At 66.8% G+C, this 16,662-nt stretch carries 14 protein-coding genes; 6 read left to right on the forward strand and 8 right to left on the reverse strand.

The genetic code is table 11. The annotated features are described in order from the left end of the window. The first annotated feature begins 48 nt into the window (after positions 1-48). The gene (locus ARADN35_RS0116175; protein ID WP_010463971.1) at positions 49-1,113 is read left to right on the forward strand and encodes a porin; all 1,065 of its coding nucleotides are present in this window, start codon (positions 49-51) and stop codon (positions 1,111-1,113) included. A gap of 232 nt (positions 1,114-1,345) precedes the next feature. Beyond that, entirely contained in the window at positions 1,346-3,055 is a 1,710-nt protein-coding gene (locus ARADN35_RS26475) for a serine hydrolase (RefSeq protein ID WP_159103197.1), read from the forward strand. A gap of 15 nt (positions 3,056-3,070) precedes the next feature. Here the strand turns inward: ARADN35_RS26475 and ARADN35_RS0116185 are convergent, their stop codons facing one another. The 5 genes from ARADN35_RS0116185 to gdhA form a co-directional block, all read right to left on the reverse strand. Further along, on the reverse strand, positions 3,071-3,727 hold the full coding sequence (locus ARADN35_RS0116185; protein ID WP_010463973.1) for an ABC transporter ATP-binding protein: 657 nt from the start codon (positions 3,725-3,727) through the stop codon (positions 3,071-3,073). After that, complete coding sequence (miaA, locus tag ARADN35_RS0116190; protein WP_010463974.1) at positions 3,724-4,755, reverse strand: tRNA (adenosine(37)-N6)-dimethylallyltransferase MiaA; 1,032 nt, start codon at positions 4,753-4,755, stop codon at positions 3,724-3,726. The genes ARADN35_RS0116185 and miaA overlap by 4 nt, the downstream gene beginning before the upstream one ends. Beyond that, a complete protein-coding gene (locus ARADN35_RS0116195) occupies positions 4,748-5,989 on the reverse strand; it encodes a multidrug effflux MFS transporter (protein ID WP_010463975.1) in 1,242 nt (413 codons plus the stop codon). Before ARADN35_RS0116195 ends, miaA begins: the two co-directional genes overlap by 8 nt. A 144-nt stretch (positions 5,990-6,133) precedes the next feature. Next, a complete protein-coding gene (locus ARADN35_RS0116200; RefSeq protein WP_010463976.1) occupies positions 6,134-6,967 on the reverse strand; it encodes an alpha/beta hydrolase in 834 nt (277 codons plus the stop codon). 140 nt (positions 6,968-7,107) lie between these two features. Then, positions 7,108-8,451: an NADP-specific glutamate dehydrogenase gene (gene gdhA / locus ARADN35_RS0116205; RefSeq protein WP_010463977.1), complete on the reverse strand. Its 1,344-nt coding sequence runs from the start codon at positions 8,449-8,451 to the stop codon at positions 7,108-7,110. A 252-nt stretch (positions 8,452-8,703) separates the two neighbouring features. On the opposite strand from gdhA, the gene ARADN35_RS0116210 reads away from it, so the two are divergent. After that, a complete protein-coding gene (locus tag ARADN35_RS0116210; RefSeq protein WP_010463978.1) occupies positions 8,704-9,867 on the forward strand; it encodes a glycerophosphodiester phosphodiesterase in 1,164 nt (387 codons plus the stop codon). Between the two features lie 213 nt (positions 9,868-10,080). Then, positions 10,081-10,368 carry a hypothetical protein gene (locus ARADN35_RS0116215; protein ID WP_010463979.1) on the forward strand — a complete coding sequence of 96 codons (288 nt, stop codon included), beginning with the start codon at positions 10,081-10,083 and terminating at the stop codon, positions 10,366-10,368. Between the two features lie 82 nt (positions 10,369-10,450). Here the strand turns inward: ARADN35_RS0116215 and ARADN35_RS0116220 are convergent, their stop codons facing one another. Continuing rightward, the gene (locus tag ARADN35_RS0116220) at positions 10,451-11,506 is read right to left on the reverse strand and encodes a phosphotransferase enzyme family protein (protein WP_010463980.1); all 1,056 of its coding nucleotides are present in this window, start codon (positions 11,504-11,506) and stop codon (positions 10,451-10,453) included. A 112-nt stretch (positions 11,507-11,618) separates the two neighbouring features. After that, positions 11,619-13,670, reverse strand: coding sequence for a DNA mismatch repair endonuclease MutL (mutL, locus tag ARADN35_RS0116225; protein WP_010463981.1), 2,052 nt, complete (start codon positions 13,668-13,670; stop codon positions 11,619-11,621). 110 nt (positions 13,671-13,780) lie between these two features. Here mutL and ARADN35_RS0116230 point away from each other — a divergent pair, with 110 nt between their 5' ends. Beyond that, positions 13,781-14,428 (forward strand): DedA family protein, encoded by a 648-nt coding sequence (locus ARADN35_RS0116230; protein ID WP_010463982.1) that lies wholly within the window; start codon positions 13,781-13,783, stop codon positions 14,426-14,428. 112 nt (positions 14,429-14,540) lie between these two features. On the opposite strand, the gene ARADN35_RS26480 is transcribed toward ARADN35_RS0116230, so the two are convergent. After that, positions 14,541-14,780 (reverse strand): glycine zipper 2TM domain-containing protein, encoded by a 240-nt coding sequence (locus ARADN35_RS26480; RefSeq protein ID WP_010463983.1) that lies wholly within the window; start codon positions 14,778-14,780, stop codon positions 14,541-14,543. 297 nt (positions 14,781-15,077) lie between these two features. On the opposite strand from ARADN35_RS26480, the gene ARADN35_RS0116240 reads away from it, so the two are divergent. Then, positions 15,078-16,643 (forward strand): methyl-accepting chemotaxis protein, encoded by a 1,566-nt coding sequence (locus ARADN35_RS0116240; RefSeq protein ID WP_035198212.1) that lies wholly within the window; start codon positions 15,078-15,080, stop codon positions 16,641-16,643. Positions 16,644-16,662 lie beyond the last annotated feature (19 nt).

Here is a 16,662-nt window from a genome sequence, read left to right on the forward strand (position 1 = left end):
CTCTGAACGCATCACAAAGAACTCACCAACGAATGGAGACACACCACCATGAGCAGCACATTGAACAAGACCCTGGCGGTCGCGGCCACGCTGGTGGCTGCGGGCGCATGGCCTCAGCTGGCACAGGCGCAGTCCAGCGTCACCCTCTACGGCCGGGTAGTGGCCGGGGTGGAGCATGTGGACAAGATCGCCAACCCCGCCACAGGCAGCACCGGATCGCTCACGCGGGCGGCGGACAACCAGTGGGGCACCAGCATGCTCGGCTTTAAGGGCACCGAAGACCTGGGCGACGGCCTGAAGGCCGTGTTCCGGCTGGAGGGCGGCTTCAGCGCCCCCAAGGGCGCCACGGGCGATGCCTTCTTCAACCGCCGCAGCTTCGTGGGCCTGTCGAGCCCGGGCTGGGGCACGTTCCAGTTGGGCAAGAACCTGCTCAACAGCAACGATGTCTGGTTTCTGGACCCCACGGGCCAGCAGTTCATGAGCAGCGCCACTCTGGTGCGCGGGCGCAGCTGGCAGGGCGCGAACAATGTGTTCGAGTACACCACGCCCAACTGGGGCGGCTTCACGCTCAATGCCCAGGTGGCCCTGGGCGAGCAGCCTGCATCGGCCAGGCAGTTGCGCAGCGAGGGGCTGTCTGCGGCCTACGTGGCGGGCGACTTGGAGTTGCGCGCCATCCACACCAGCCGGCGCGACGGCAATGGCCGCCACAGCGACGTCTATAGCTTCTCCAACGAAACCATCGTGGGCGGCACCTACACCGTGGGCAATGCCAAGCTCTTTGCAGCGATCGACAGCGTCTCGGCCCCCGACGCCGCGTCCGGCACGCCGACAAAACTGCGCCACGGATGGGTGGGTGTGCGCTACCAGGTCACGCCGCTGCTCACGCTGATCGGAGCGGGCTACCACGTCAGCGCCAACCGGGGCAACGGCAAGGCCACGCTGCTGATGGTGGGTGCAGACTACTACCTGTCCAAGCGGACCTTTGTGTATGCGTCGCTGGGCGGCGTGAGCAACAGCGCATCTGCCAACTACGCTGCGGATGTGACGGTCAACGGGCCGGGGGCAGGCGCCTCGCAGCGCGCCATCTACGCAGGCCTGGGGCATTCGTTCTGACGCTACTGATTGTCTGACATGCGAGGCCGCCCCGGCGGCATTGGGCTGCAGCGTTTGCCGCTGCGGCCCTTTTTTTGACTCTACCTCGCAGATACAGGGGGTGATGTTCGTCGCCGCAGCAGCCCTTCCTCACAGCCCTTCTTAAGCTGGCCCATAGCCAGCGCGTGCGACCATGCCGCCCTGGTACCCGCGTTGCGGTGCCGTTCAAAAGGGCGATGGCATGGTGTGCATTGTGGAATCCTTTGTCTGGGCGCACAGGGTGGCGTGGCATGCGTTGGCTGCCGGGTTGGTGTCGGCCGCGTTGGCGGGGCATGCCGGTGCGCAGGCGCAGCAGCCCGCCGGCACAGCCACAGCGCCCGCCGCACCAGTGTTGCCACGCAGCTTCGACTGGTCGGGCCCTGCGGACACCCTGGCCGCCGCCGCGCTGGGCCTGCTGCGCGGCGCTGCCGAAGTCGGGGTGTGGCACGGAGGCCAGGCCCGATTCGGCGCGGCCCACAACCGCGTGGCAGAGGCGCCTGCCCAGGCGCTGTTCGAAGTGGGCTCGATCAGCAAGGTGTTCACCGGCCTGCTGCTGGCGCAGGCGGTGGAGCGCGGCGATCTGGCGCTGGACGACACGCTGGGCGGGCTGCTCAATGGTTCGCCCGCCTTGCCCGCCCCGGTGGCTGCCATTACCCTGCGCCAGCTCGTCACGCACACCTCGTGCCTGCCACGCTTGCCGGCGGACTTCCGCCGCGACTCGGACGCCGCCAACCCGTACTTGCGGTACGACCGCGCACGGCTGTGGCAGGCGCTGGCCGATGCGCGTCTCGCCCAGTCGCCGCCGTGTGCCGGCGCATACAGCAACCTCGGCTTTGCGGTGCTGGGCGAGCTGCTGGCCCAGCGCCATGGCAAGCCCTGGGCTGAGCTGGTGCAAGAGCGCATCACCGGCCCGCTGGGCATGCACGACACGGTGCAGTCGCTGGGCGACAAGGCGCCGCGCCTGGCTGTGCCGCATGAGGGCGAGATGCCGGTGTCGGTGTGGGATTTCGATGCGTTCTCCGGTGCGGGCGCCCTGCGCTCCACGGCGGCCGACATGCTGGTGTTCAGCCGCGCGCTGCTGGCCGGCGCGCAAGGGCCTCTGGGCCCCGCGGCCGAGCGCCTGTTCACGCCGCTGGCGGACCACGACGGCGGCCAGATCGGCTACGCCATCATGCTGCGCGAGCGCGATGGACTGCGCACTTGGCTGCATGGCGGCGGCACGGGGGGCTTTCGCAGCGTATGGCTGCTGGCACCCGACCGGGGCGAAGCGGTGATTGCCCTCGTGGCCAACGCCCAGGCCGCGCAGCAGGATGTGATGACCCCGCTGCTGGCGCAGCGCTACCCCGTGCCGCCCGGCCAGCCCGCCACCGATGCAGCTGCATTGGCACCGTACGAGGGGGTTTACCGCGCGTCGCCTGCGGTGGCCCTGAGCCTGGCCCTGGTGGATGGTCAACTTCAGCTTCGGCCGACTGGCGGTGTGTTCGAGCCGCTGCAGGTGCTGGGGACCGACGCCTTCACGCAGCCCACATCGGGCCGGCAGCTGCGCTTTGAGCGCGACAAGGAAGGGCGGCCCGCGGTGCTGCGCTACACGCGCTTTGGCGCGCGCTTGACGGCCCTGCGTGTAAAGGAGCCCGTGCTGGGCCTCGCGCCGCCACAGTCCGACGAGGTGCTGGCCCCGTACCTGGGCCGCTATCGCCTGCGCGGCGGCACTGTGATGGATGTGCAGGCCACGAGTGGCCGCCTGCAGGTGCGCCTGGGCTCTCAACCGCGCTACACCGTCTACCCGCTGCCTGGGCAGCGCGACCGGTTTGCGTACGACGCGGTGCGGGCGGAGCTGGAGTTTGAGCGTTATTCCAGCGGCGAGGTGCGTGCCGTGGTGCTGCACCAGAACGGGCACTTCCGCGCGCCACGCCTCGAACCGTGATGCGGGTGTTGCGGGTCAGCCGCCCGCACTGATGCCGTCGCTGCGCAGCCGCAGTACCCGGTCGGCCCGGGCTGCCGCCGCGTCGGAATGCGTGACCAGCACCAGCGATGCCCCATGCCCGCGTGTTTGCGCCAGCAGCAGGTCCATCACGCGGGCTGCGGTGGTGGGGTCGAGGTTGCCGGTGGGCTCGTCCGCCAGCAGCAGGGCAGGGCGGTGGACCAGCGCACGGGCGATGGCCACGCGCTGCAGCTGCCCGCCGCTGAGCTGCTGGGGCAGCCGCGCGCCCAGTGCGCCCATGTCCACGGCGTCCAGCATCTGCTGCACGCGCGCCGGGTCGTTCTGGCCCAGCAGCATCAGCGGCAGGGCCACGTTCTGCGCCACGTCCAGGTGCGGCAGCACATGGAAGGCCTGAAAGACAAAACCCACATGGGCACGGCGCCACAGGGCGCGCTCTGTGTCGCCCAACTGGCCCAGGTCGGTGGTGCCGTGCGTGATGCGGCCGGTGTCCCAGGTGTCCAGCCCGGCCAGGCAGTTGAGCAGGGTGGACTTGCCCACGCCCGAGTCGCCCACGATGGCCACGAATTCACCCGCTTCCACGGTGAACTGCACGTTGGAAAACACCGGTGTTTCGCCGTAGTGTTTGCCCAGCTGTTCGGCACGCAGCAGCGTCATGGGGTGATTGGCTCTTGCGAATCCGGCCGCTGCTCCAGCCGCTGCAGCACGGCCTGCACGAGCTGGGCCACCGCGTGGGGCTGGTCGCAGGCGATGGCGTGGCGCCCGTGCATGCTGCGCAGCCAGGTGATCTGGCGCTTGGCGAGCTGGCGTGTGGCGGCAATGCCGCGCTCGCGCAGCAGGCCCATGTTGAGCGGTGTGCCCGGTGCGCGCGTGGCCTGGAAGTCCAGCTCTTCCCATGCCTGGCGGTAGCCCACGCAGCGCATGGAGGGCAGGTCCGGGTGCAGGTCGCCGCGTGCGCGCAGGGCCCGCACTTCGTCGATGAAGCCGCCGGCCAGCATGGCGTCAAAACGCTGGGCAATGCGACCGTGCAGCCAGGCCCGATCGTCGGGCTCCAAGGAAAATAGGGCTCTAGCGCTTATTTCATCAGCGCTAGTAGCTATCTTTTTGATAGTTTGAAAGCTCGACAGCGGTTGACCCGATACCTGCCAAACCTCCAGCGCGCGCTGGATGCGCTGGCTGTCGGCCGGTGCCAGCCGGGCGGCCGTCACAGGGTCTACACGGGCCAGCTCAGCGTGTAATGCGGGCCAGCCCTGCTCGGCCGCCTGGGCTTCCAGCCGCGCACGCACGGCAGGGTCTGCGGCGGGCATGTCGTCGATGCCGTCAAACAGCGCCTTGAAGTACAGCATGGTGCCGCCCACCAGCAGCGGCAGCGCGCCGCGCGCGCGAATCTCGGCGATGAGCCGCGTGGCGTCCTGAACGAACTCCGCCGCGCTGTAGGCCTGCAAGGGATCGCGGATGTCGATGAGGTGGTGCGGCACGGCGGCCAGTTCGTCCGGTGTGGGCTTGGCGGTGCCGATGTCCATGCCCCGGTACACCAGGGCCGAGTCCACGCTGATGATCTCCACCGGCGTGCCCTGCTTGCCCAGTACGGCGGCCAGCGCGAGGGCCCCGGCCGTCTTGCCCGAGGCCGTGGGGCCTGCCAGGGCGACGGCGGGCAGGGTGTTGTGCAACAAGGGCTCAAGCATGCTCACGCGGCGCTCCGAACTTCTGCACCAGTGTCCATGAGATGAGGGCGAGCACCACCGACCAGAACCAGATGCCGTTGACCAGCGGCCACACCGTGCCATCCAGGCGCATGCCCAGCCAGCCACCGATTCCGAACGCGGCCAGCATCATCATGAAGCCGTTGAGTGCGGAGGCCACGCCGGCTGCCTTGGGAAACGGCCCCACCGCCCCGCTTTGCCCGCAGGGCTGGTGGATGCCGTGGCCCAGCATGAACAGGTAGAACGGCAGCAGCAGCGCCCAGGGCTGGTGCCAGCCCATGAAGGCCACGGCGGCCATCAGCGTGCCGCCGCTTGCGCTCAGCGCGCCAGCAATGGCCACCGTGCGCAGCAGGCCCTGGCGTGCCAGCAGGCGCCGGCACAGGAAGGTGCCCGCGAGATACGCCACGCAGGCCGATGCCATGGTCCACCCGAACTGCGTGCGCGTGAGGCCCAGCACGTCGATGAAGACAAACGACGACGCGGCCAGAAAGGTGAACAGGCCGCCATAGGTGGCTGTGGTCTGGAGCGAGAACGCCCAGAAGGTGGGGCTGCGCAAAACCTGCATCCAGGTGCCGACCAGTGCGCGGGGCTGCAGGGCTTGCGGGTTGCGGTGGGCCAGGGTTTCGGGCAGTCGCAGCGCCACCAGCGCCAGCGTGGCCACGGCATACACCGTGAGCGCCATCAGCGCCGCCCGCCAGCCCAGCCATTCACTCAGCAAGCCGCCCAATGGCGCGCAGATGCACGCCACGACGCCGAGGCCGGTGAGCGCCTTGGACATGGCGCGTGCGCCATCGAGCGGGGTGTACAGGTCGCGCACGATGGCCCGGGCGCACATCACCACCGCGCCCATGGCGGCGCCCTGGGCAATGCGCCACACGATGAGCAGCGCCATGGTGGGCGCAAATGCGCTGCCCAGCGAGGCCACGGTGTAGATGCCAAGCCCGGCCAGCAGGATGGGGCGGCGGCCAAAGCGGTCCGACAGCGGCCCCCACACCATTTGCGAGCAGCCAAACGCCAGCAGCAGCCCGCTGAGCGTGAGCTGTGCCGCTGCCATCTGCGCGCCCAGGCTGCGCGTGAGGGCGGGCAATGCGGGCAGGTACAGGTCGGTGGTGACAGGCTGGATGGAGAGCAGCATGGCCAGCACCAGGATGGCCATGCCAGGCTGGATGGAGGCAGAAGCAGCCGCAGGCACGGCGGTGGCGGAGGAGGCAGACATATCTGTCTGAGGGTACCAGATGGGGCATGCAGGCCGGTGCCAGCGGGACCTGTGCGCAGTGGTGCGCATTTGCGCCACATCAACGCGGCGGGCCGCGGGCTTCGCACGCCGCCAGTGGTGCGTGCCGCCGGGCGGCGGCAGGGCCTACTTCAGCTTGAACAGCGAGGCCATCGCCTCGCGGTAGAGGCCCTGGCCCACCGAATTGGTGTTGTGGTGCGAGCCCCCTTCGACCAGGATGAATTGCTTGGGCTCCTGCGCCGCCTCGAACAGCTTGCGACCCAGGGCGGGCTGGATCAGGCTGTCCTGGCTGCCATGCACCACCAGCAGGGGCGAGCCGATCTCGGCCACCTTGCGGACGGATTCGAACCGCTGCGTGATCAGGCCCGACACCGGCAACCAGCCCCACTTGAAGGTGCTGACCACCTCGGGGATGCTGGTGAACGTTCCTTCCACCATGGTGCCCTGTTCGTCGGGCACCTGGCGGGCCAGGTCGATGGCAATGGCACCCCCCAGCGAGTGGCCGAAGATGTAGCGGGGCTTGCCCGGTTGCTGCTGGCCCAGCCAGTCCCACGCTGCGCGGGCGTCTTCTCCGGCGGTCGCCTCGGACGGCAGCGCGGCGCTGCTCTGGCCAAAACCCCGGTAGTCGATGGCCAGCACCGAAAAGCCCAGCTCCTGCATGCGCCGGATGCGGCCGGACGAGCCCGCCACGTTCCAGCGCGCGCCATGGAGGTACAGCAGCACGGGCGCATCGGCACGTTCATGGGCCAGCCACAGGCCATGCAAGCGCTCGGCCTTGCCGCTGGCATCGGACTGGAAGTCGATCCAGACATCCTGCATGTCTGCGGTGGACTGCGCGCCACCCCAGCTGCGGTCGCTGGGCTGGAAGATCCACTCGCGCTGCTTGGCGTCGAGGGTGGCGCAACCCGCCGTCACGGCGATGGCCAAGGTCAGGGAAACCAGGAGGGGGGTGCGCTTCATGATGGAGACAGACTCGGCTTCGCGTCAGAAAGTTCTGACCGGCGAAGCAGGGTTTGTGCCCATTGCGTGCAAATGGGACGAAATGGCGGGTAACGCGCCTTCTTGTCCCATCTTCGGGCGCCTTGCCTTCGGGACCGGGGTTACACCACGCCTTGCGCCAGCATGGCGTCGGCCACCTTCACAAAACCTGCGATGTTGGCGCCGTCCACATAGCTCACCGTGCCGTCGCTGCGCTTGCCATAGCGCAGGCAGGCAGCGTGGATGCCCTGCATGATCTGCAGCAGGCGCGCATCCACCTCTTCGCGCGGCCAGGACAGGCGGGCGGCGTTCTGGCTCATCTCCAGGCCCGAGGTGGCCACACCGCCTGCGTTGCTTGCCTTGCCCGGCGCGTACAGCACGCCCGCAGCCTCAAATGCCTTGGCCGCCTCGATGGTGGAAGGCATGTTGGCGCCCTCGGCCACGCAGACCACCCCGTTCTTGATCAGCACCGCAGCGTTGTTTGCGTCCAGCTCGTTCTGGGTGGCACAGGGCAGGGCCACGTCCACCGGCACATGCCAGGGGCGCACACCGGCTTCAAATTGGGCCCCGGTCCGCGCCGCGTAGTCGCTCACGCGGCCGTACAGGTGGTTCTTCACCTCCATCAGCTCGGCCAGCTTGGCGGGGGTGAATCCGTCCTCGTCCACGATGGTGCCGCTCGAATCCGACACCGTGACCACCTTGGCGCCCAGCTGCAAAGCCTTTTCCACGGCGTATTGCGCCACATTGCCCGAGCCGGAGACCGATACGCGCAGGCCATCCAGTGACCGGCCGGTGGACTTGAGCATCTCTTGCGCAAAGTACACCGTGCCATAGCCGGTGGCTTCAGGCCGGATCAGCGAGCCGCCAAACGACAGCCCCTTGCCGGTGAACACGCAGTCTGCCCGGTTACTGAGCTTTTTCATCATGCCGGCCATGAACCCCACCTCGCGGCCCCCCACGCCAATGTCGCCTGCGGGCACGTCCGTGTTGGCACCCACATGGCGGAACAGCTCGGACACAAAGGCCTGGCAAAAGCGCATGACCTCGCCAGGACTCTTGCCCTTGGGGTCGAAGTCGGAGCCGCCCTTGCCGCCGCCCATGGGCAGCGTGGTCAGGGCGTTCTTGAAGGTCTGCTCGAATGCCAGGAACTTCAGCACCGACAGGTTGACCGATGGATGGAACCGGATGCCGCCCTTATAGGGTCCAATGGCCATGCTGTGCTGGATGCGGTAGCCCCGGTTGACCTGCACGCTGCCATGGTCGTCCACCCAAGAGACGCGGAACATCACGATGCGCTCGGGCTCCACCAGGCGCTCCAGCAGGCCGTGTTCGGCATAGCGGGGGTGTTCTTCGATGAAGGGCCACAGGCTTTCCATCACCTCGGTGACAGCTTGCAGAAACTCGGGCTGTCCCGGGTTGCGAAGGGCGACGTGCGAAAGGAAGCTGCCTGCGGACGCGTGTTTCATGTTTCAAAAGACTTTCAGAAGATCAAGGGCGGTGGCACGCCATGGCGCGCTGCAACATCGAATTATGTTCAAAAGTTATACGTTTATGCGTATGCCTCTGCACAATGGTGGGGAATGTGGCGAGACAGTTGCCACTTTCTGGTGCGGATGGTGGCGGCACAGGGCTGTCACCGGTTCGTAATGGGGGCGTCACGGCCTTGTCACAGGCCGAGCCCACAGTTCGGCGGTTCTAAACACAACGAGGAGAAGAGCATGCACATTTCTGGTGCGAAGTTGGGTGCGCTGGCCTTGCTGGCCACGCTGGCAGCTTGTGGAGGCAACGATGACAACCCCTATCCCACTTTGAATGGCGACAAGCCGCTGGTGATTGGCCACCGTGGTGCTGCCGGTTACCTGCCCGACCACACCCTCGAGGGCTACAAGCGGGCCATCGACATGGGCGCCGATTTCATCGAGCCCGACCTGGTGGCCACCAAGGACGGCGTGCTGATTGCCCGCCACGAGCCCAACATCACCGGTACCACCGACGTGTCCACGCGCGCCGAATTTGCGAGCCGCAAGACCAAGAAAATGGTGGACGGCGTGGAAGAGGAGGGCTGGTTTGTCTCTGACTTCACCCTGGCCGAAATCAAGACCCTGCGAGCCGTGCAGCCCCTGGCCGACCGCGACCAGTCGCACAACGGCAAGTACCAGATCCCCACTCTGGAAGAAGTGCTGGACCTCGCCAAGAGCGAAGGCACCAAGGCCGGCCGCAGCGTGGGCGTGTACCCGGAGACCAAGCACCCCACCTTCCATTCAAAACTGGGCCTGCCGCTGGAAGACCGACTGCTGGCCGTCCTGGCCAAATACGGTTACACCACCAAGGCATCACCGGTGATCGTGCAATCGTTCGAGGTATCCAACCTCAAGTACCTGCGCACCAAGACGCAGATCCGCCTGGTGCAACTGGTGGACGCGAACGATGTGAACCCCGACGGCAGCATGGACCTGACCGCACCCTACGACAAACCGTACGACTTTGCCGTGGCCGGAGACACGCGCACCTTCGCCAGCCTGCTGACGCCAGCGGGCCTCAAGGAAGTCAAGACCTATGCCGACGGCATTGGCCCCTGGAAGCCCTACCTCATCCCCTCCAAGCAGGTGGACGCCAACAAGGACGGCAAGGCCGACGACCTCAATGGTGACGGCAAGATCGACGAGCGCGACCGCGTGATGATGCCCGCCACGGACGTGGTGAAAAACGCCCACGCCGCAGGCCTGCTGGTGCACCCCTACACTTTCCGCAGCGAGGCCAAACGCCTGGCCTCGGACTTCAAGGGCGACCCCAAGGCCGAATACAAGCTGTTCTACCAACTGGGCGTGGACGGCGTGTTCAGCGACTTCCCCGATACCGCCAAGGCAGCGCGCGACAACTGAGCGACCTGAGGTGTGCGCCCACGCGCATCCGATCCAAAAAAGCCTGCACCTGCAGGCTTTTTTTGTTTCCTCGGGGCCATGGCTTGGCCCCGCGCCGCGTATGGCACCTTCGCGCGGGATCGGGCCACAATGTGGCCGGTGCGGGGGCATCGCTGTCCTGCGCCTTCCGTGGGTTTGCTTCTTTCCACCCTTTGATTGATGAATGGCACCGCTATGTCCACAACTCCGATCTTCCGCACCACGTTGCGCTCCCTGGCCGTCACAGTGGCTGCGCTGGTCTTTACCAGTTCTGCCTTGGCGGCCGATGTCCTGCAGGGCATTGAGAAGCTGCTGGCCGACGCCCAGCAGCAGCGGCACAGCGTCACCCTGTATGTGGGCGGCCAGTCGGTGGGCGGCGCTGTCACGCGCCTGGAGCCCGGCCAATGGGTGGAGTTGCGCAACCAGCAGTTTGGCCGGATCCTGGTGCGGCTTGACCGCATCGACGCCGTGGCCACCCAATGAATGAAGGCGCGTTGCAGGGTGGCCGGGCCAACGTGCCGTCCGGCGACCATGCGCGCGCAGCACTTCCTCGCAGCCCGGGGGATCAGGCCGCTGCCGGTGCTCCCCCGATGTTGCCGTCGGCCAGGGGCATGTCCATCCAGGCCCGCATGAGCGGGACCTGTTTGCGCAGCCAGTGGGTGGGCATCGCCTGCGTACCCCACACAGGAATGCGCCCCGCGTATTCGCCCATCACCCAGAACTGCCGCACCGCAAGGCAGGGTGCAATGGCCGCCAGGTCCACCTCTGGCACTGCGCGCACGCCGGTGTAGCCGGCCAGATAGCGGCGCCAGCGCTCCTGCGTGGCGGCCGATGTGGGGGTTTCCAGGCTGCGCGGCAGCAGCACCCACAGGTACACGCTCAACTCGTAGGCCAGCAGGCCCGGGCCGGTGTCGTCAAAGTCAAAGAACGCGGCCACACGGTGGCCTTCTCCTGTGCCATGCGGCCCGTCGGACATGAAGTTGTTGCTGCCGTGGCAGTCGCCATGGCAACGCACGTGGGTCAGGCCGTGCAGTGTGGCAAAGCGTTCGTGCAGATCACGGGCCAGTGCAGAAAACTCGCGTGCCAGCGGCCCGTCCACCGTGGGCGCTTGCAGCATCCGCTCCAACGATGCGTCCAGCAGTTCGGGCAGATCCAGCACGTAGCGGCTTGCCGGGCCCGCGTAGTCCTGTGCTGCGGTGTGCAACTGCGCCAGCCCCCGGCCGGTGGCTTCGATGTCCACCAGCGATTCGCCGGGAGGATCGCCCGGCAGAAAGTCGAACAGCATCAGGGCGCGCGGCCCCTCGGGCAAGCTGAGTACCAGGCTGAATGTTCCATCTCCTGCAGCCAACGGCGCTGCCACTGGAATGCCCCGGGCTTGCAGGTGCAGGAGCAGGGCGGTTTCGTACGCGATGTTGGGCTCGCCACGCGGCCTCTCGGCGCTCAGGCGCGCGATGGCGTGGCGGCCATTGTCAAAGTGCAGCTCGTACACCTGGTTGAAGCCGCGCCGCATCAGCACGCAGTGTTTTACGGGCCCGAGCGCCCAGAAGGACACGACGGCCTGCGCAATGGCCTCGCCCGTGGGTGTGGTCTGCGCGATGGATTGGGCGTTGAGTGCAAACATGAAAGGGCCAGCCAGAGGTGTGGGGCGGCCGATTCTGCCCGTGTCTGCGTCTTTGGAGCTTAACGCCAGCCAAAGGCTGCGAGGGGCTCAACCGGTGGTGGCCGGGCACCCGTTAACGGCCGCGCAAAAACAACGCGTCCAGCTCTTTCATCGACAGCTGCCGCCACGTTGGCCTTCCGTGGTTGCACTGGTCCGACCGGTCCGTGGTTTCCATTTGCCGCAGAAGGGCGTTCATCTCGTCGATGGTGAGCTTGCGGTTGGCGCGCACGGCGCCGTGGCAAGCCATGGTGCCCAGGATTTCATTGCGGGCGCGTTGCACCACGGTGGTGGCGTCGTGTGCGGCCAGTTCGGCCAGCACGCTGCGGGCCAGTTCCACGGGGTCGCCCTGGGCCAGCGTGGTGGGCACGGCGCGCACGGCCAGGGTCTTGGGGGAGAAAGGCACGACCTCCAGGCCCAGCGTGGCCAGCACCTCGGCCGACTCTTCGGCGGTAGCCACTTCCTGCGGGGTGGCGGCAAAGGTGGCGGGGATCAGCAGGGGCTGGCTCGCAATGCGGGCGCCGCTGTCCACCTGGGATTTCAGGCGCTCGTAGACGATGCGTTCGTGCGCGGCGTGCATGTCCACGATGACCATGCCTTGGGCGTTTTCAGCCAGGATGTACACACCGTGCAACTGGGCCACGGCCTTGCCCAGCGGCCAGGCGATGTCGTTGCCGCCCTGGCCCTGGGGCCAGGCGGCTTCATGTCCGGTATTGTTGCTGGGCCAGGCCACAGCGCCTGCTGCGGCAGGGGGGATAGACGAGGCGGGCGCAAAGGGCTGCGGCATGGCGTCTGCCTCAGCGGTGTTGGCCGCAGTGCCCCAGTTCACGAAGGGTGCGGCGGGGCCAGAAGGCACGGTGGCTGCGTTGTCTTTCCGGGGCCCCCACAGGGCCTGCAGGTCGGCCACATGGTGGCCACGTTCTTCAAATTTGATAGCTGCTTGCGCTTGCCAGTTTTGCGCCAGGGGCTGATTTGGCTTGAAATTTTCGATGCTGCCCTGTGCCGAGGAGCCTGTGTCTGCTGATGCGCCAGCCCCTGCTGCCGCCAGCGCAGCGGCGCGCGGCGCGGCCAGCGCGTTTTCCACGGCGTGGCGCACGGCCTGGTGCACCTCGCGGCTGTCCCGAAAGCGCACTTCGATCTTGGTGGGGTGCACGTTCACGTCCACGCGGGCCGGGTCGATCTCGACATACAGCGCATAAATGGGCTGCTTGTGGCCGTGCAGCACGTCTTCATACGCGCTGCGGGCGGCGTGGGTGAGCACCTTGTCGCGCACGAAGCGGCCGTTGACGTAGCAATACTGGTGGTCGGGGCGCGAGCGGGCGGCATCGGGCAGGCCTGCACGGCCGGTCACGATGACAGGGCCCACGCGGTGCTGTACGGCGACCGATTGCGTGACGAAGTCTTCGCCCAGCACGTCCGAGAGGCGGCGGGCCAGCGCATCCTGCACGGCGTCGGTGGTGCCTTGGCCAGGAATGAAAGTCGCGCGCCATTGCTCCACCAGCTTGCCTTCGTGCCAGATGGCAAAGCCCACATCGGGCCGCGCCAGGGCATGGCGGCGCACCGATTCAATGCAGTGCGCCAATTCGGTGGCGTCGGTCTTCAAGAACTTGCGGCGCGCCGGGGTGGAGAAGAACAGTTCCTTCACCTCCACCGTCGTGCCGGTGCTGCGTGCGGCGGGGCGCAGTTCGCCGCTGCGGGCGTCCAGCAGGAACGCGCTGGCCTGTGCGGCCGGGCGTGAGAGCAGGGCCATCTCCGACACCGAGGCAATCGCCGCCAGCGCCTCGCCCCGAAAGCCCATGGTGGCCACGGTTTCCAGGTCGTTGAGGTTGGTGATCTTGCTGGTGGCATGGCGGCGCAGGGCCACGGGCAGCTCTTCGTGTGGAATGCCGCCGCCATCGTCTTCCACGGTGATCAGCCGCACGCCGCCGGCCGACAGGCGCACGGTGATCTGCGTGGCGCCCGCATCGAGCGCGTTGTCCACCAGCTCGCGCACCACCGAGGCGGGGCGTTCCACCACTTCGCCCGCAGCAATCTGGCTGATCAGCTCGTCGGGCAGGTCGCGGATGGGGCGGCGGGTGGCGGGGGGGGCAGGCTGTGCGGCAGCGAGGGTGGGGATGGTGTCGTTCACCCGGCAGATTTTAGGGCGAGGGCTGCGCAGGGGCATCGGTCGATGGGAATCGACCGATGGGGATAATGCCCGCAACTTTTTTAACGTCCGGTGCCCCCACCGGCTACCCCATGGAACTGGTCACTTTTCTGATCGACTTCATCCTGCATGTCGACAAGTACCTCGAAGCCTTCGTGCAAACCTACGGTGCCTGGGTGTACGCGCTGCTGTTCCTGATCGTGTTCGTCGAAACCGGCGTGGTGGTCATGCCTTTTCTGCCGGGCGACTCGCTGCTGTTCATAGTGGGCGCGCTCTGCGGCGCGGGGATGATGAGTTTTCCGCTGGCCTGCGCAGTGCTAATTGCGGCGGCCATTCTGGGGGACCAGTGCAATTATTCGATTGGCCGCTTCTTTGGCCCCAAGGTGTTCCAGTGGGAGGATTCGCGCTGGTTCAACCGCCGCGCCTTCAACCAGGCGCACGAGTTTTATGAGCGGTATGGTGGCATCACCATCATCCTGGCGCGTTTCATGCCCTTCATCCGCACGTTTGCGCCCTTTGTGGCCGGCGTGGCCGAGATGGGGCGGGCCAAGTTCACGGCGTTCAATGTGGGTGGCGCGCTGCTGTGGGTGCTGGGCATTGCCACGGCGGGCTACTTCTTTGGCAACTTTGCCTGGGTCAAGGAGAACCTGGACAAGATCATCTGGGCGATGATTTTTGTGCCCGGCCTGATCGCTATTTTCGGCGCATGGCGTGCGGGGCGACAGGCCAAGGCGGCCTGAGGCAATCATTTCATAGTTGCTATCAAAAAAAGAGCTTCTGGCGCTTGTTGAATAAGCGCCAGCAGCTCTTTTTATGCCAAATCCCCGTGGGGATTCGGCACGGAAGGCCGGATCAACGGCGATAAGGCCTGCGCTGATCGCGGTCTTCGCCGATTTCGTGGCCGATGAGGGCGCCAGCTGCTGCCCCGCCGATGGTGCCCACCGGGCCGCCAAAGATGGCGTTGCCGGCCACACCACCGACCACGGCGCCGACACCGGTGCCAACCTGGGCGTTCGACGGATTTGAAGCGCAACCACCCAGAGCAAGGGCTGCAGTGCAGGTGGTCGCAAGAAGGATGTGACGGATTTTCATGGCAGGAGTCCTTTGTGAATGGATTCAGGCCTTGGCTCCCAGCAGCGGTTGCGTCTGGGCTCGACCTGTGGTTTCACTATCCATCCGGCGCCTGCCGTCTGGCGTAGGCACCCTTGGCATGCGCCTGTAGGACATGGGGCTTTCTGGGATCACTGTTTCCTCCTGCGTCGGGTCACCGCCGGGGCGATGGTGGGTCTCCATGGATCAGGGTTTACGTGGCGTGTGGGGTGGTTGCCAACGGGCGGGCACCGGCAGATCATTTCCTGTGTAAACCCATTACTCATACAAGGGGACACCATGGACCAGCAATCACGGCGGATGGGCGCGCAGCTGACGGTGGCGCAACAGATCGGGTTGATTGTGGGGGTGGCTGTGCTGGCGCTCGTGCTCATCCTGGCGTTGAGCCTGGTGCGGGTGCAGCATCTGGGCAGGACGGTGGACGGCCTGGCCACCGAGCAGGTCGAGCGGCTGCAACTGGCCCTGCGCTGGCGCAGCAACATTGCCGTCAACGCCACCCGGGTGTTCTCCATCGTGCAGACCGAGGGGGACGATCTGCAGAACTACTTCAAGGACATGATGGCGGCGACCACGGCCGACACCAGCACGGTGCAAAAGCGCTACACCGAGCTGGAGAACAGCCCTGAAGGGCTGCGCATCCAGGAGGAGCTTGCCGCCGTGCGCAAGAACTACCTGGAAACCCGCGACAAATCCCTGGCGCTCAAGAAGGCGGGCGACATGGCGCAGGCCAAGAGCTACGCCCTGGGGACGTTTGCGCCCGTGCTGAACCAGTACAACGCCGTGGCCGACAAGATGGTGAGCTACCAGGTGCAGCGTTCGGGCGAACAGGCGTCCGAGGCGGCTGCGCTCATCCAGTCCTACCGCATGGCGGTGCTTTCGGCGGGCGTGGCGGGGCTGGCGCTGCTGGTGGTGTTGTCGTGGGTGGTGGTGCGGCGCATCCGTCGCTCGCTGGGCGAGGTCAGTGCGGTGGCGCAGCGCATTGGCGGGGGCGATCTGTCGCAGCCCATCCATGCCAGCGGGCGTGGCGAGGTGGCCGAGATGATGCGGGCGATGGAGGCCATGCAGACCTCGCTGGTACGCATCGTGGGCGACGTGCGCCACAGCAGCGACTCCATCGCCACCGGCTCCAGCGAGATCGCCTCGGGCAATGCCGACCTGAGCCAGCGCACCGAGGAGCAGGCCAGCAACCTGGAGCAGACCGCCGCCTCGATGGAAGAGATCACCAGCACCGTGAAGAACAACTCCGACACCGCGCAGCGCGCCGCCGTGCTGGCGGGCTCCGCTTCGGCTGCGGCCGTGAAGGGCGGTGAGGTGGTGGGCCAGGTGGTGGCCACGATGCAGGACATCTCGGCCGCGTCGCGCAAGATCACCGACATCATCGCGGTGATCGACGGCATTGCGTTCCAGACGAATATCCTGGCGCTCAATGCTGCGGTGGAAGCCGCCCGCGCGGGCGAGCAGGGCCGGGGTTTTGCCGTGGTGGCCAGTGAAGTGCGCAGCCTGGCCCAGCGCTCTGCCTCTGCGGCTCGGGAGATCAAGGCACTGATCAGCGACAGCGTGCACAAGGTGGAAAACGGCACCCAGCTGGTGGGCGATGCCGGGCGCAGCATGGAAGACATCGTCACGCAGGTCAAACGCGTGAGCGATCTGATTGGCGAAATCTCGAGCGCCACGGGCGAGCAGACCATCGGCATCAGCCAGGTGGGTGAGGCCGTGACGCAGCTTGATCAGGTCACTCAGCAGAACGCGGCGCTCGTGGAGCAGAGCGCCGCGGCGGCCGACAGCCTCAAACACCAGGCCGCGCGGCTGGCTGAAATTGTGAGCGTGTTCCGGCTGGGGCGCTGACCGGACGCGGCCTGGAAAT

Origin of the sequence: Acidovorax radicis N35, from assembly GCF_000204195.1 — a bacterium.
Taxonomy (GTDB): domain Bacteria; phylum Pseudomonadota; class Gammaproteobacteria; order Burkholderiales; family Burkholderiaceae_C; genus Acidovorax; species Acidovorax radicis.

Excerpts from the sequence above, each read along its gene's own strand:
- ARADN35_RS26480 (WP_010463983.1), bottom strand. The coding sequence starts at position 14,780 with ATGAAAATCCGTCACATCCTTCTTGCGACCACCTGCACTGCAGCCCTT.
- ARADN35_RS0116185 (WP_010463973.1), bottom strand. The coding sequence starts at position 3,727 with ATGACGCTGCTGCGTGCCGAACAGCTGGGCAAACACTACGGCGAAACA.
- ARADN35_RS0116200 (WP_010463976.1), bottom strand. The coding sequence starts at position 6,967 with ATGAAGCGCACCCCCCTCCTGGTTTCCCTGACCTTGGCCATCGCCGTG.
- ARADN35_RS0116230 (WP_010463982.1), top strand. The coding sequence starts at position 13,781 with ATGGAACTGGTCACTTTTCTGATCGACTTCATCCTGCATGTCGACAAG.
- ARADN35_RS0116195 (WP_010463975.1), bottom strand. The coding sequence starts at position 5,989 with ATGTCTGCCTCCTCCGCCACCGCCGTGCCTGCGGCTGCTTCTGCCTCC.
- ARADN35_RS0116215 (WP_010463979.1), top strand. The coding sequence starts at position 10,081 with ATGTCCACAACTCCGATCTTCCGCACCACGTTGCGCTCCCTGGCCGTC.
- ARADN35_RS0116220 (WP_010463980.1), bottom strand. The coding sequence starts at position 11,506 with ATGTTTGCACTCAACGCCCAATCCATCGCGCAGACCACACCCACGGGC.
- ARADN35_RS0116240 (WP_035198212.1), top strand. The coding sequence starts at position 15,078 with ATGGACCAGCAATCACGGCGGATGGGCGCGCAGCTGACGGTGGCGCAA.
- ARADN35_RS0116210 (WP_010463978.1), top strand. The coding sequence starts at position 8,704 with ATGCACATTTCTGGTGCGAAGTTGGGTGCGCTGGCCTTGCTGGCCACG.
- ARADN35_RS0116175 (WP_010463971.1), top strand. The coding sequence starts at position 49 with ATGAGCAGCACATTGAACAAGACCCTGGCGGTCGCGGCCACGCTGGTG.
- gdhA (WP_010463977.1), bottom strand. The coding sequence starts at position 8,451 with ATGAAACACGCGTCCGCAGGCAGCTTCCTTTCGCACGTCGCCCTTCGC.
- miaA (WP_010463974.1), bottom strand. The coding sequence starts at position 4,755 with ATGCTTGAGCCCTTGTTGCACAACACCCTGCCCGCCGTCGCCCTGGCA.